13 protein-coding genes are annotated in these 14,396 nt (G+C 56.0%); 5 read left to right on the top strand and 8 right to left on the bottom strand.

What is annotated here, in order from left to right; translation table 11 throughout:
* On the top strand, positions 1–1,320 hold the full coding sequence (locus tag CRO33_RS17225; protein WP_097118975.1) for a c-type cytochrome: 1,320 nt from the start codon (positions 1–3) through the stop codon (positions 1,318–1,320).
* Positions 1,321–1,481: 161 nt separating this feature from the next.
* Here CRO33_RS17225 and CRO33_RS17230 read toward each other — a convergent pair whose 3' ends face one another.
* The 4 genes from CRO33_RS17230 to CRO33_RS17245 all read right to left on the bottom strand — a co-directional run bounded on the left by CRO33_RS17230 (position 1,482) and on the right by CRO33_RS17245 (position 7,499).
* Positions 1,482–2,891, bottom strand: a complete 1,410-nt coding sequence (locus tag CRO33_RS17230; protein WP_097118976.1) for an MFS transporter — start codon at positions 2,889–2,891, stop codon at positions 1,482–1,484.
* Between the two features lie 188 nt (positions 2,892–3,079).
* Complete coding sequence (gene abgT / locus CRO33_RS17235) at positions 3,080–4,600, bottom strand: p-aminobenzoyl-glutamate transporter (protein WP_097118977.1); 1,521 nt, start codon at positions 4,598–4,600, stop codon at positions 3,080–3,082.
* A 149-nt stretch (positions 4,601–4,749) separates the two neighbouring features.
* Complete coding sequence (locus CRO33_RS17240) at positions 4,750–6,189, bottom strand: M20 family metallopeptidase (RefSeq protein ID WP_097118978.1); 1,440 nt, start codon at positions 6,187–6,189, stop codon at positions 4,750–4,752.
* Complete coding sequence (locus CRO33_RS17245; RefSeq protein WP_097118979.1) at positions 6,186–7,499, bottom strand: amidohydrolase; 1,314 nt, start codon at positions 7,497–7,499, stop codon at positions 6,186–6,188. The genes CRO33_RS17240 and CRO33_RS17245 overlap by 4 nt, the downstream gene beginning before the upstream one ends.
* Before the next feature lie 114 nt (positions 7,500–7,613).
* Here CRO33_RS17245 and CRO33_RS17250 point away from each other — a divergent pair, with 114 nt between their 5' ends.
* The gene (locus CRO33_RS17250; RefSeq protein ID WP_097118980.1) at positions 7,614–8,516 is read left to right on the top strand and encodes a LysR family transcriptional regulator; all 903 of its coding nucleotides are present in this window, start codon (positions 7,614–7,616) and stop codon (positions 8,514–8,516) included.
* 108 nt (positions 8,517–8,624) lie between these two features.
* Positions 8,625–9,056, top strand: a complete 432-nt coding sequence (yjdN, locus tag CRO33_RS17255) for a VOC family metalloprotein YjdN (protein ID WP_097118981.1) — start codon at positions 8,625–8,627, stop codon at positions 9,054–9,056.
* 83 nt (positions 9,057–9,139) lie between these two features.
* Here yjdN and CRO33_RS17260 read toward each other — a convergent pair whose 3' ends face one another.
* The 4 genes from CRO33_RS17260 to CRO33_RS17270 all read right to left on the bottom strand — a co-directional run bounded on the left by CRO33_RS17260 (position 9,140) and on the right by CRO33_RS17270 (position 12,624).
* Positions 9,140–10,006 (bottom strand): nucleoside-specific channel-forming protein Tsx, encoded by an 867-nt coding sequence (locus CRO33_RS17260; RefSeq protein ID WP_034826809.1) that lies wholly within the window; start codon positions 10,004–10,006, stop codon positions 9,140–9,142.
* Between the two features lie 328 nt (positions 10,007–10,334).
* On the bottom strand, positions 10,335–10,559 hold the full coding sequence (locus CRO33_RS24440) for a hypothetical protein (RefSeq protein ID WP_141399032.1): 225 nt from the start codon (positions 10,557–10,559) through the stop codon (positions 10,335–10,337).
* Between the two features lie 50 nt (positions 10,560–10,609).
* Complete coding sequence (locus tag CRO33_RS17265) at positions 10,610–11,968, bottom strand: sensor histidine kinase (RefSeq protein ID WP_097118982.1); 1,359 nt, start codon at positions 11,966–11,968, stop codon at positions 10,610–10,612.
* Positions 11,965–12,624: a response regulator gene (locus CRO33_RS17270; protein ID WP_034826805.1), complete on the bottom strand. Its 660-nt coding sequence runs from the start codon at positions 12,622–12,624 to the stop codon at positions 11,965–11,967. The genes CRO33_RS17265 and CRO33_RS17270 overlap by 4 nt, the downstream gene beginning before the upstream one ends.
* Before the next feature lie 290 nt (positions 12,625–12,914).
* Here CRO33_RS17270 and CRO33_RS17275 point away from each other — a divergent pair, with 290 nt between their 5' ends.
* Together CRO33_RS17275 and CRO33_RS17280 are read left to right on the top strand one after the other, a co-directional pair.
* A complete protein-coding gene (locus CRO33_RS17275; protein ID WP_034826803.1) occupies positions 12,915–13,283 on the top strand; it encodes a helix-turn-helix domain-containing protein in 369 nt (122 codons plus the stop codon).
* Between the two features lie 179 nt (positions 13,284–13,462).
* A complete protein-coding gene (locus tag CRO33_RS17280; protein ID WP_097118983.1) occupies positions 13,463–14,353 on the top strand; it encodes a LysR family transcriptional regulator in 891 nt (296 codons plus the stop codon).
* Positions 14,354–14,396: the final 43 nt, after the last annotated feature.

Here is a 14,396-nt window from a genome sequence, read left to right on the forward strand (position 1 = left end):
ATGATCAAAAGCATTTTGGCCCTGTTTCTGGGCACGATGACGTTCGCCGCAGTGGCGGACGAAGCAGGTTCGGACGCTCTGGTGAAGCGCGGTGAGTATCTGGCACGCGCGGGTGACTGCGTAGCCTGCCATAGCACCGAGGGCGGCAAGCCGTTTGCCGGTGGCTTACCGATGGCGACGCCAATTGGCACCATTTACTCCACTAACATCACCCCGGATAAAACCACCGGTATTGGTGACTACAGCTACGACGATTTCCAGAAAGCGGTGCGTCATGGCGTGGCGAAAAATGGCGAGACGCTCTATCCGGCGATGCCATATCCGTCCTACGCGGTAGTCAGCGATGAAGACATGCAGGCGCTGTATGCCTACTTTATGCATGGCGTACAGCCGGTGGCGCAGGCTAACAAAGACAGCGACATTCCCTGGCCGTTGTCGATGCGCTGGCCGCTCTCCATCTGGCGTGGCATCTTCGCGCCAGACGTGAAAGCGTTCCAGCCCGCCGCGCAGGAAGATCCGGCGCTGGCGCGCGGTCGCTATCTGGTGGAAGGTCTGGGTCACTGCGGTGCCTGCCATACACCGCGTAGCATCACCATGCAGGAAAAAGCGCTGACCAACGGCGAAGGCAATGATTACCTGTCAGGCAGTAGCGCACCGATTGATGGCTGGACCGCCAGCAATCTGCGCGGTGACAACCGTGATGGTTTAGGCCGCTGGAGCGAAGACGATCTGAAGCAGTTCCTGCGCTTTGGCCGCAACGATCACACCGCCGTATTTGGTGGCATGACCGATGTGGTGCAGCACAGCCTGCAGTATCTCAACGATGAAGATATCAGCGCGATTGCTAAATATCTGAAGTCGCTGGGTGCGAAGGATGCCAGCCAGACGGTGTTCACGCAGGATGATGCGGTCGCCAAAGCGTTGTGGAAGGGCGATGACAGCCAGCCAGGTGCTTCGGTGTATGTCGATAGCTGTGCGGCCTGTCATAAGACCGACGGCAGCGGTTATCAACGTTTCTACCCGGCACTGCGCGGCAATCCGGTCGTCATGGCGGAGGACCCGACCTCGCTGATCCACATCGTATTGGTGGGCGGCACCTTGCCTGGCGTGCAGGGCGCTCCGTCAGCCATCACCATGCCGGCATTCGGTTGGCGTCTGAACGACAACCAGGTGGCAGATGTGGTGAACTTTATCCGTGGCAGCTGGGGTAATGGCGTGAAGTCGACGGTGACGGCGAAGGATGTGGCGAAGCTACGCAAGGATGAGGCGGTCGAGTCGAAGCAGGGCAGCGCGGACATTAAGGTGCTGGAAGGGCAGTAAAGTGACATAAAGCGGGGCGCAAATTTGCGTACCGCTTTAACCAGATAGGGCCGCCATTTTCATCATTGGCGGCCTTTTTACAAAACGCCAGACCCTAAGCGGCTCCAGACTGCGTTATCACCCGTTACTTACCGCTGGATATCAAGACTCCTTACGTCTTGTTAAATATTCTCCAAATCCAGCCCGCGTGTTTTCGGACCGTAAATCCCCACTGACAGCATCACCATCAGCATGCTCAGCACGATAAAGACGATCACGCCCTGGCTGCCGGCGTACTGCAAAATAATGCCGATCAAAATGCTGCTGAACACCGTGGACAGGCGGCTAAAGGAGTAGCAGAAGCCGACCGCACGCGCGCGAATATGCGTCGGGAAAATCTCGGTCTGATAGGCGTGGTAGCTAAAGGTCAGCCACGCGTTGCTGTAGGTGATCAGGAAGCCACAGATGATCATCAGCACCGGATTGGTTGCCAGCGCGAACAGCGTGCCGAATACCACGGTCATCAGGGAGGAGAAAACGATCTGCCATTTGTTCTCGAGCTTATCGGCGTAGCGACTGCAAATCAGTGAGCCGAGCGGATAAGCCAGGGTGATAAAGAACGCATACAGCAGGCTGTGGGTCACCGTTGCGCCTTTGCCGGACAGCAGTGCAGGCAGCCAGTTACCGAAGCCGAAGAAGCCAATTGCCTGGAAGAAGTTCATCACTACCAGCATCAGCGTACGCTTGCGGTAAGCCGGGGACCAAATCTCGCTAAAGCGACCTTTTTTTGGCAACGCTGCTGCGGCATCGCTGTCAGAGAAATCTTCGCCCGGCGCAATCCCGCAGCGTTTTTCCATCTCACTCAGCACCTTATGCGCTTCCTGATGACGGCCCTGCTGCGCCAGCCAGCGCGCTGATTCCGGCAGGTTTTTACGAATCAGCCAGATCACCAGCGAGCAAACCGCACCGGCGATCACCACCCAGCGCCAGCCTTCAAGGCTGAGAATAGTTTGCGGTACCAGCCACCATGACATCAGCGCCACCGCGGGTACCGACAGGAACTGGATAAAGAAAGAGTAGGCAAAAGCGCGGCTGCGCAGATGAGCAGGCACCCATTCGGACAGATAGGTATCAATGGTCACCAGCTCAACACCGAGGCCGATACCGACCAGGAAGCGGAACAGGATGATCATTTCGGCGCTCTGCTGGAAGGCCATCAACAGCGAGAACACGCCATACCATGCCAGTGCGCACATAAAGGTCAGACGACGACCAAAGCGGTCGGCATAGGGAGCCAGCAGGCTGGCACCGACAAACAGGCCGAGGAAAGTCGCCGAGGCGAAGGCGGCCTGGTCAGCAATGCCGAACACCCCTTCCGAGCCGGTATGAAACACGCCAGCAGCCAGTAGACCAGAACTGATATAGCCGGTTTCAAACAGATCGTAGAGCTCAAAAAAACCGCCCAGCGCCAGCAGCGTAATAAAACGCCATAAGCCTGCGGATGAGGGCAGTGCATCGATGCGCCCGGCTAAGGTGCGGCGATCCGCTGCGATGTGATCGTTCGCCATCCCTGTCGAAGTGATTGTTGTCATTATTGGATAAACCTCGGTGTTTGCAGAACTCGCACGGTTTTATGGGTTTTAAAAATAATTAACCGTTAGCAAGCGAAGGAATAGCAGGATAATCAATTCATCGCGGGTTGCCGAGAGGGGCAACGGTGACATTTTCGCAATCTACGTTGCAGTTCACAGAAGTGTGATCGCCGTCCATGGCGATGCGATTAATGCAGGCTGGGGTAAACGCCCGGTCCAATCGGTAAACCCAGTGCGTACCATGCCAGCAGCAGGATGATCCAGCTGATAAAGAACACCACCGGATACGGGAAGATCAGCACATAATAGGTGCCAAGTTGCGCATCTTTTTGGTATCGCTGCAGGAATCCGAGGAACAGCGGCAGGAACGGTGACATCGGCGCGAGGGGCAATACGGCAGAATCCGCGATACGGAAAATCATCTGCGCGAAGGCCGGATGGAATCCGAGCAGCATAAACATCGGCACGAACACTGGCGCCAGAATCGACCAGATGGCTGAGCCGCTGGCAATAAACATGCACAAGAATGCCGACAGGAACATCAAACCGAGGAACGCGGGCGCGCCACTGATGCCGGCACTTTCCAGCATATCGGTCAGACCGATCGCCATGAATTTGCCCATGTTGCTCCAGTTAAAGAAGGCGACAAACTGCGACAGCGGGAACACCATCACAATAAAGCCCGCCATGCTCTTCATCGGATCGACCAGCAGCTGCGGGATGTCATCGGCCCGACGAATCTGCTTCGTCACGGCGCCGTAAGCAATTGCCACCACAAAGAAGAACAGGATGATGATCGGCACAATGCCCTGAATAAACGGCGAAGGAATGATGCCGCCGGTTTTCGGGTTACGCAGGGGGGCATGTTCTGGCACCACCAGCAGGGCCATCAGGGCGATAAACACCAGCGCGGCAATGCCCGCAGCCCGCAGGCCCCGGTTCTCCAGCGTGGTCAGCGGCGGCAGGCGATCGTTGTTGCCGCCGTTCCACGCAGGAAGACGCGGCTCGACAAACTTATCAGTAAGGATGGCACCGGCAATCGTCAGCACAATCACCGAGCTGGCCATAAAGAACCAGTTATCGATCACACTCACGTGCACGGTATCGCTCACCGCTTTCGCGGCTTCGGTACTGATGCCGGAGAGCAGCACATCGGTGGTGACGATCAGCAGGTTGGCGGTAAAGCCGGAAGCGACACCCGCGATAGCCGCCAGTAAACCCGCCACCGGATGACGACCCACGGCGAGGAAGATCAGCGCGCCCAGCGGTGGCATCACCACCAGTGCGGCATCCGATGAGATATGGCTGAAGAAGGCGATAAACAGCACCATATAGCTGGCGTAGCGGCGGCTGACGCGTGAGGCCATCTTCACCATCAGCGATTGCAGCAGGCCGACTTTCTCTGCTAAACCCGCACCTATCACCAGCGCCAGAATGGACCCCAGTGGCGTGAAGCCGCTGAAGTTTTTGATGATGTTAGGCAGAATCCATTGAATCCCGGCCACGCTCAGCAGGTTGTTGACCCGCACCAGTTCGCCATTGGTGGGATTTTTCACTGCCAGATCGAAGTAGCTGATAATCGCGGTGGCGACCATCAATACCACGATCAAATAGACAAACAGTAAGAACGGGTTGGGCACTTTGTTGCCGACCCGCTCAATCCAGCTAAACAGCTTCCCTGGGCTGCGGTTCTCCGTGGTCACTTCCATCGGTTATTCCTCGTCATGTCTGTTGTATTTGCGCCCGTCATACTTCAAGCCGCTGAGGCGACTCGAAGTATGACGGGCTTTAGTTTTTATTTTTTTGGTTACTGCATCCGGGTTTGCGCCGGATTGAATCTTTTATGCCGCTAAGGCTTTTATAATTTTGATGGCGTCACATCTGCCGGAATCGGGCAGCTGTAGGGCTGTTCGCGGCGCACGCGCTGGAACTCTTCGCGGCAGCGCGCCAGTGCTTCTTCATCCTGCAACAAGGTCAGCGCGGTGGCGGCCATCACTTTGGCGGCCAGACACATGCCTTTGTGGCCCAGCGAAGTGCGGCCCTGCGCCACCAGTTGCCAGGTGTGCAGCGGGGTACCAAAGGCGAAGCAAGGCGCAAAGCACTGCGCGGTTGGCGTCACCCAGCTCACATCGCCGACATCGGTTGAGCCATACAGCAGCTCGCGCGTTATGGCATACGGTGCCACTTCATCCATCAAAATTTTGTCGCCCAGCGCCTCGGTCCATGCCACGCCTGCCTCGCCGCCGGTGCGCGCTGCGTTCAAACGCGCATTGCGCAGATCGTCCTTCGTTAGCGTGGCACGAATCTCGGCGGCGAACTGCTGCTCCTCCGCGCTGTACTCGGGCAAGCCAAACTGATGCAAGTTGCGCTCCATCACCGCTTCCAGCGCGCGATTCGGCACATAGTTGGAGCAGGCTTTATCGAAGCGCACCGTCATGGTGGTGTCGGTCATCAGGGCCGCGCCTTGGGCGATATTGATCACCCGCTGATAAATATCCTGTGCCTGATCGAGTTCTGGCGCGCGGATCAGATACAGCACTTCGGCATCGGCTTGCACCACATTGGGGGAAACACCGCCGGTGTTGGTCACGGCGTAGTGCACACGCGCTTCCTGCACGATGTGCTCGCGTAGGAAGTTGGCACCGGTGTTCATCAGGGTGACGGCATCCAGCGCACTGCGGCCCAGATGCGGCGAGTTAGCGGCGTGCGCGGCAACGCCCTTGAAGTGAAATGCGGCCTGGATGTTGGCCAGCGTGCTGAGGTTGAACATGCCGCTGAAGCCTTCAGGATGCCAGGTGACAGCGGCATCCACGTCATCAAACAGCCCTTCGCGCACCATAAAGGTTTTGCCAGAACCGCCTTCCTCGCCTGGGCAACCGTAAAAACGCAGCGTGCCGCGCTGGCCGTTCTCCGCCCACCAGGCTTTGATGGCGAAGGCCGCGGCCAGTCCGGCGGTGCCCAGCAGATTATGGCCGCAGCCGTGCCCGTTGCCGTTTTCCACCAGTGGTTGTGGTGTGGCGCAGCCTGATTGCTGGCTCAAACCGGCCAGCGCATCAAACTCACCGAGGATAGCAATCACCGGTTTTCCACTGCCGATGCTGGCGATAAAGGCGGTGTCGATATTGCCGACGCCACGCTCGACGGCAAAGCCTTCCTGCTCCAGCGCATCGGCCAGAATGGCCGCGGATTGCGTCTCTTCAAAGCGGGTTTCCGGTACATCCCAGATAGCATCGCTAAGGGCGGTGAAGCGCGGCTGGTTTTCGTTGATGTAACGATCGATAAAATCGTGATGGCTCATCGCTGACCTCCAAACTGTGCCTGGTTCAGCGCCAGCGTCGCGAGGGTTTGCACCGCTGTGGCCATAATCGCTTCGTCAAAATCGAACTTCGCGTTGTGGTGGCCTGCCGCCAGATCGCAACCAAAGATCACATAGGATGACTGACCGCCACGCTGCTGCACGCGCTCCAGCATGTATGTGGCATCTTCCGAACCCGCCGCCTGCTTTTTGGTATCCACTACCGAGGTGAAAATCCCCATGGCATCGGCCTGCTGGTGGATAAAATCGACCCACGGCTGGCTTGGGGTACAGCTGCGTGCGCCACCCATTAGTTTGATGTCGTACTCAACGCCATACATCGCCGCCGCGCCGGAAATCACGCGCAGGGCTTGCTGATAGATGTCATCGTTAACCTGATTGCTGATGCCACGGGTTTCCACTTTCATCAGGGCATAATCGGGCACCACGTTGCGTCCGGATCCCGCCTGCAACACACCTACGTTGACGCGTGCGACACCGCCGCTGTGTTGTGGCAGGTTGTGCAGCGCCAGTGTAGCTTGCGCGGCGGCCAGCAAGGCGTTACGACCCTCTTCTGGTTTACCGCCCGCATGCGCGCCGACGCCAGTGAAATTGACGTCCAGTTTGGTGGTGGCCAGGAAGCTGTCGCTGCCGCAAACGATTTCGCCAGCAGGTACGCCTGTGCCGAGATGGATAGCGGTAAACAGATCCACATCATCCACCACGCCTGCGGCCACCATCGCTTTAGCGCCACGCACGCCCTCTTCGGCAGGCTGGAAGATGATCTTAATGGTGCCGCTGAGCTGATCTTTCATCTCCATCAACACGCCCGCCAGCGCCAGGCCGATAGTCGTATGGCCGTCGTGGCCGCAGGCGTGCATCATGCCGGAGTTGCAGGAGGCAAATCCTTCACGGGTAGGGATGTGGTCGGCATCACGGCTTTCGTTCTGGTCCAGCGCATCCATATCGACACGGAAGCCCATCACCGGGCCGGGACGACCGGTCTCCAGCGTGGCGACTACGCCGCAGAAGCCGCCTGAGAAATGCGAGATCCACTGTGGCAGTGCGCCTTGCTCCAGTGCACGGGCTTCCTGTTGTGCCAGTACCTCGTCAGAAGGTAAGCCCATGCGCGCATCGGCATCGATCACGTCGCGGCCGAGCTTGAGCTGATAACCAAGACGATGCAGCTCTTCGGCCACTATCGTTGCAGTACGGAACTCCAGCCAGCCCGATTCGGCAAAATGGTGCAGATCGCGACGCCAGCTTTGCATCTGTGGAATCCGCGCGTTGACGAGGTCGGAGAGGGTTTTCATCGGCATATCCTTTGTGTTGGTTTTTTATGCATTATCCCGAATCTACACAATGGTATTGGTGCGCATAAGATGCGAATATCTTGTCACTGATAAACAACGGTTATCACAAAAATCATGCCTGCCAACCTCAAACTTCATCAACTGCGCGCCTTTGTCGATGTGGCCCGCCAGGGCAGTATTCGCGCTGCCAGCCGCTTATCGGGACTTTCACAGCCTGCGCTGACCAAAGCGATTCAGGAACTGGAGCTGGCGCTTGGCGCACGTTTGTTCGAACGTCGTCAGCAAGGCGTCACGCTCACGGATATCGGTGATAACTTTTTTCGTCATGCCAGTCTGGTGCTGGAAGAATTGCGCGTGGCGCAGGAGGATATTCAGCAGCGATTGGGATTGGCGGGCGGAAGAGTGAACATCGGCGTGGGCGGCAGTATTGCGCGCACTATCATGCCGCAGGTGATCACCCAGTTTCATCGTGAATACCCGCTGGTGAAGGTGCGTATCGTTGAGGGTCAACTGGTGTCGATGGTGCATGAACTGCGTCAGGGCGCGCTGGATTTCACCGTTAATACCTACGATCAACATCATCTGGATCAGGAGCTGATTTTTGAGCGGCTAATGGAGCGTGACTATCAGGTGGTGATGCGTAAAGGCCACCCGATGGCGCATGCCCGCTCACTGAATGAGTTGCAGCACTGTGACTGGACGATGCCGACGCCGCAGGGTAGTTACTATCGGTTGCTGCACGATCTGTTTGGCGAACGCGGCATGGCACCGAAGATCGTGGTGACCTGCGAAACCTTTATGGCCTGCACCAGCCTGGTGGCAAAGAGTGATTTTGTCAGCATCATCTCGCGCGATGTCATTGAGGATCCGACGCACGGTGGGCAACTTATTGCCCTCGATCTTGACGATCCGTTACCAAAAGCCACCTTCTATTTGATCCAGCGGAAAGACACCGCGCTGACCCCAATGAGCGCTTATATGGCCCAGCTGTTCCGCCGCTATTGTCAACAAAAGTAAGATTGTGTCCTGGATTGTCAGCAAAGTTAAGAGTGCGGTTTGGCTCGCAGCTTTTTAAAAATTGCGCATTACACTCGCTCCGTACGTTTACGTTAAGGAGAACCGACCATGCAAATTACACCTTATTTGTTTTACAACGGCCGCTGTGAAGAGGCGATCGCCTTTTATCTTGCGGCCACTGACGGCGAACTACTGTTTAAAATGACCTTCGGTGACATGCCGGATGAAACCCCTGTTGAGGATGAGGGCTGCCCCTCTGGCGTGACCTTCTCGCCAGAACAAATCATGCATGCCCAGCTGCGCATCGGTCAGGGTGAATTGATGATGAGCGATGGCGCACAGCAGGCAAACTACGCCGGCTTTTCCGTATGTTTATCGACACTCGATGAAGCGCAAGGAAAACGTTGGTTTGATGCTTTATCCGCAGGCGGAGAGGTGACGAAAGCGTGGGAGCCGACATTCTGGGCGCACGGTTTCGGCATGTTCACCGATAAGTTTGGCGTGCCCTGGATGGTGAGTGCGGACATGCCGCAGAGTTAAACCGGAACAGTTTGTGACCAGGTACGCATAAATGCGTACCTTACAAGGGTCGCCAGTGATGGCGACCCTTGTATTCATACGAATTAGAAGTTGTAACCCACGACCAGATAGTAACCCCAGCCCGTCGATTTCACTTCAAACGGACCGTTGCCGAAGTTCAGCTCCTGCCCATCCGCCCACTGACCGCCATTGTGGAAATAACGTGCCACGGTAGAAACGTGCCAGTGATCGTAGTTCAGCGACAGAATGTGGCTGGACGCGATCGAATTGCTGGTACGTGATGGACCGGTCTCATCGCGCAGGTCTGAACCCCAGTCGAAGTTGGTGAAGCCGATGTAGCTCAGCTTGCCGCCCCACAGATCGGTAATCGGCACAAAGTATTTCACTTTGAAGCGATAACCATCCCAGCTGTTTTCGTTCGCTGCACCGTAGTTCTGCCACTGGTATTTGGCATACACGTTCAATGACAGACCGATATCGCTGTGGGTATCGATGTCGGTACCCAGACCCATGTACCAGGTGTTCTGACGCTGTGAAGCGTTACGACCCATGTCATAGATGTAGTTGTTGGCGAAGTACCACTCTTTAAACGGACCAAATGCCAGGCTGGTACCGGTCAGTTTATCGATAGAGAAACGCGGTTCAATTTCCATGAACAGCGGCGAACCGTGGTCGAAAATGCCGTTCGCGTTGCTGTTACCCACGCCGAAGAAGTTGGTTAAATCCGCATAGCCGTAAAAATCGAACCAGTCTTTTTTAGCAAAGGCTTCGTATTCGAGATACACGTCATTGTTGAACTGTGGTCCGAAACGGGTGTGTGTACTGCCCACCACGTTAACGCTCTGATGCCACCAGTCTGAAAGATACTGCGGATCGCTGTCTGCCGCTTGTGCCGCGCCGGTCCAGCTGCTGGCCAGTAAGGCCCCTGCTATCAATGCTTTAAATTTCATTATTTTATTAACCACATGCTAGTGATCGCCGCAGATGCGTCGCGATCGAGTGAAAGCGATCCCAGGGGATGGGCCGTGAGTTGTTTTTTAACCGGTCTAATTCGCCGAATTTTCAAGTGTGCGTAATGTGCCTGTAACACAGCGATAGGAAATAGATTTTGATCACGTTTGTCAAAAAATGTTGCATTTTGATTCATTAAAAATGTGACTATGATCACATAGTTGCCGTGTAGCGAACGGAACCCCGCAACCGTTTACGTTGTCGCGTACAACCGCAAAGATCTCAGATGAAGAAAAAGAACGTAGCGGCACGATTCATCGTGCGCCTTTAAAATATGACGTTGGAAAAAGCGTGGTTCGGCGCGCCTTTGGAATTGGCGGCAGAAAATGCGTGGTTCGGCGCGCCTTTGGAATTGGCGGCAGAAAATGCGGGGTTCATCGCGCCTTTGGCATTTGATGGCGGAGAAATGTCCGGTGCATCGCGCCCAGGAATTTGAAGCGGAAAAATGTGTGATTTATCGGGGATTGCGAGTTTGAAGAGTAAAAGACTCAATACGTTGTGCCGCTACCGTGTTTGTTATTCAACACAGTAGCGCACGTTGATCATGGCAGGGTAACACGCACCTGCAGGCCGGAAATTTGTCCCTGGGCGTTATGGCAGTTCGACAGCGCGACCTGCATCTGATGCTTCTGCGCTACGCTGCGCACAATCGACAGACCCAAACCGCTGCCTTGCGCCTGAACATCTGGCGAACGGGTGAAGCGATCAAAGGCGCGTTCGATAAAGGACTCCGGCATGCCCGGCCCGTTATCGACGATATCCACCACGGTGTGATTGCCCACCCGATGCAGCAGCACATCCACCAGGCTGCCTTCCGGCGTGTGCAGCATCGCGTTGCCGATGAGGTTATCAAACAGGCTACGCAAATCGGAACGGCTGGCGTGCAGGCGATAGTGCGTGGTGCCATTAAAACCGATATCAATGCCGCGTTTATCGGCGACCACCATCAACTGCTCGATGCTCTCTTTCAGCAAATCATCGAGCTGGATGGTTTCCACCGTGGCCACCACTGACTGATCTTCCTGGCGCGAGATATTCAGCAACTGCGTCACCAGATGGCGCGTCCGCGTGACGCCGGCTTCCAGCTGATCAAACTGGCGACTGGCTTCACCAGGCTGAATATGCTGGCGCAGATTTTCCAGCTGCAAGGTGACGGCGGTAACCGGCGTGCGCAGTTCATGTGCCGCATCTTCAAGGAACTGTCGTTGCGATGACCAGGCTGCCCGTAGCTTATCGAGCAGAGAGTTATAAGCAGCGACCAGCGGCAGCACTTCATCCGGTAAGCCATCCGGCGATACCGAGTGTGGATGCAATGTTTCTTGTGCGGCAATCTGTCGCGAGGCAACGCGCAAATCTCGCGTGATGGCACGTACTACCAGCCAGATCACCAGCAGTGACAGCGGCATCATCAGCATTAAAGGAATGATGGCGGACAGCACCCGCTTCACCATCAAACTTTTCATGTAGCCGATGTTGTGTAAAACCTGAATATTACCGATTTCACTGCCCAGTTCGCCGGGACGGGTATACACGCGCCAGTCACAGTCATCGCCACAGTCGCCAACTTTTAAATCGGACCAGCCTTTTTTTGCCTGCAGCGGCGCCTGTAAAGCAGGCCATGAGCTGGCGCGCAGATGATTGTTGGTGTCCCACAGCTGAACGATGTAGGTGCTCTTCAGCTTTTCTTGCTGCATCACCATTGGCATCAGCGCAGGCATGCGCTGGCTGGAGGACCAGGCATCAGCAATCTTGGCGAGCTGATCGTCCTTCATGGTGCCCATCATGTCGCCATAACAATGGTAGAAATACCAGGTGACGCCGCCGATCATCGCCAGGTGCAGCAGCACCAGCGTGGCGAGCAGTTTGTTACGCAGGGAGCGCATAAAAGTGAAAGGTTTCATATTGCCGGTACTCGCCAGCCCAAACCGCGCACGTTGCGAATCACTTCGTTATCGAGCTTGCGGCGCATGCCGTGGATCAGCACATCAACGGCGTTGCTGGTGACTTCTTCACCCCAGCCGTAAATGCGGTTCTCTAATTGTTCGCGTGACAGGATGGCACCTGGTCGCTCCAGCAGAGCGTAGAGCAGGGCATATTCGCGTGCAGTCAGCTGTTCGCGTTGGCCTTTGTACAGCACTTCGCGCGTCATCATATCCAGCTGCACATCGCCACTGCCTAACAGGGAATCCGCCGCTCCGTGACGACGTCGGGTGATTGCACGCATGCGCGCCAGTACCTCTTGCAGATCAAAGGGTTTAAGCAAATAGTCATCGGCGCCGCTGTCGAGTCCCTGAATGCGTTGTTGCACTGTGTCACGCGCAGTCAGCACCAGCACGGGCGTCATATCGCCACGCGTACGCGCACGCTTCAATACGTGAATACCGTCTTCCCGCGGTAAACCGAGATCGAGCAGCACGCAGGTATAACCGCCTTCGGCCCAGGCGTTGGTGGCAAATACGCCATCGCGCACCCAGTCCACCGACCAGCCCGCCGCTTCCAGCGCCTGCTGCAAGTTGGCGCCAATCATTTCATCATCTTCTACCAGCAGCACACGCATAGAGTTCTCCCAAACTGATGGACGCAGTGTAGCGCCAGATAATTAGGCTAGAATTACCCTCCGTCATACTTCCCGCTGCAGAGGCGTGAGCTGCGAGCGTTCACCCCCTCACTGACTTATGCAAGCCTCTGAGGATTCACGCTCTTGCTGCCTTTCTGCCGCTGAACTTATTTAGGCGGAGCACCCACTTTCCCCCTTGCTAATTCTGCGCTAATTTTCTGCTAATTAAGGGATAAATTTAGCGCGCTACAGTGACTGCACTGGACATATTGTCGAAGCAGGAGGTTCCCATGAATCAGCGCGAATTTATCCGTAGTTTGCTGGACTGGATTGAAGACAACTTAGGGCACGATTTGCATCTGGATGAAGTAGCACGCCGCTCGGGATACTCCCGCTGGCATCTGCAACGTCTGTTCCGTCAGCACACCGGTTTTTCTCTGGCAGAGTACATCCGTCAGCGCCGGTTGACTGAGTCCGCGCTCACGCTGATCAACAGCGATGAAGCGATTCTGCAGGTGGCGATGAGCTACGGGTTTGATACCCAGCAGGCCTATACACGTACATTCAAAAACTATTTCAGCGTCACGCCGGGCCAGTTACGCCGCCAGCGCCGCGTTGAACAGGAACGCTTATTGTTCCCCTTAGCGGTGGCCAGTTGATCGATGACGCTAAGATTAGCTCGCACTGGAGACGTAGCGGCGCAATTTATTGCGCAGTGAATCGCGAAGGCGTTACACGATAAATTACGCCGCTCCGCAATGTGCGCTGATTAAATTCGGTGCTTATTGCTGCTTTTACTTTTAAGCTGCTGTTCTCAGTTTGTTACTCATCAGAGAACATGGACAACAGCGACAATCTCACCGCCATGATGCTGTTTGCGCGCGTCGTTGAGCGGCAAAGTTTCAGTGAAGCCGCGCGAACCTTAGGCGTCTCTAAATCCCATGTCAGTCGCGAAATCGCGCGGCTGGAAGTGCGACTCGGCATCAAACTGCTGCAGCGCACCACGCGGAAAGTGGCGTTGACCGAGCTGGGTCAGGCTTACTATCCGTTTTGTACCCGCATGCTGGAAGAGATGCACCGCGCCGATGCGTTTGTGCAGCAGGTTCATCAACTGCCCGCAGGTAATGTGCGCTTACAGGCGCCAATCACCTATGGCTGCCAGTGCGTCGTTCCCACTCTGAATGACTTTATCCGCCGCCACATTCATATCAACGTCGATCTCGACCTCACCACCAGTGACGATCCACAGCCCAGCGCGGATGTGGCAATAGTGATTCGTGCGCGTGCGCCGGAAGTCGCTAATTATCGCGAACTGAGCACCATCGAGTGGGGACTCTATGCCACGCCGGATTATCTGGCAGCGCATCCCGCTATCGACCATCCAGAGCGCCTGACACGTCACGATTTGTTGCTGTTCCACGGACCCGCGCATACGGCCGCACTACCGTTTCGCCGCGATAAACAGCGACTGGCGCTGGATGTGCACAGCCGTTTCCGCGCCAACAACAGCATGGCGCTGCTGAATGCGGCGCTGGCCGGCACCGGCATCGCTTATTTACCAGCGTATATGACGCAAGAGGCGCTGGGGCGCGGCGAGATCCAACAGGTGTTGCCCGAGTGGCAAATGGACCGTTTACACAGTTATCTGCTGCTCAAAGAGCTGCCGCAACCCTCATCCCCCGTGACGTTGCTGTGTGATGCGTTAATCAATGCCTTGAGCGGCAGTTAATTGTTGTTGCCTGACAACAATATTACGCTGGTTGGCAAATATC

Origin of the sequence: Pantoea sp. GL120224-02 (assembly GCF_900215395.1) — a bacterium.
Lineage (GTDB): Bacteria > Pseudomonadota > Gammaproteobacteria > Enterobacterales > Enterobacteriaceae > Pantoea > Pantoea communis.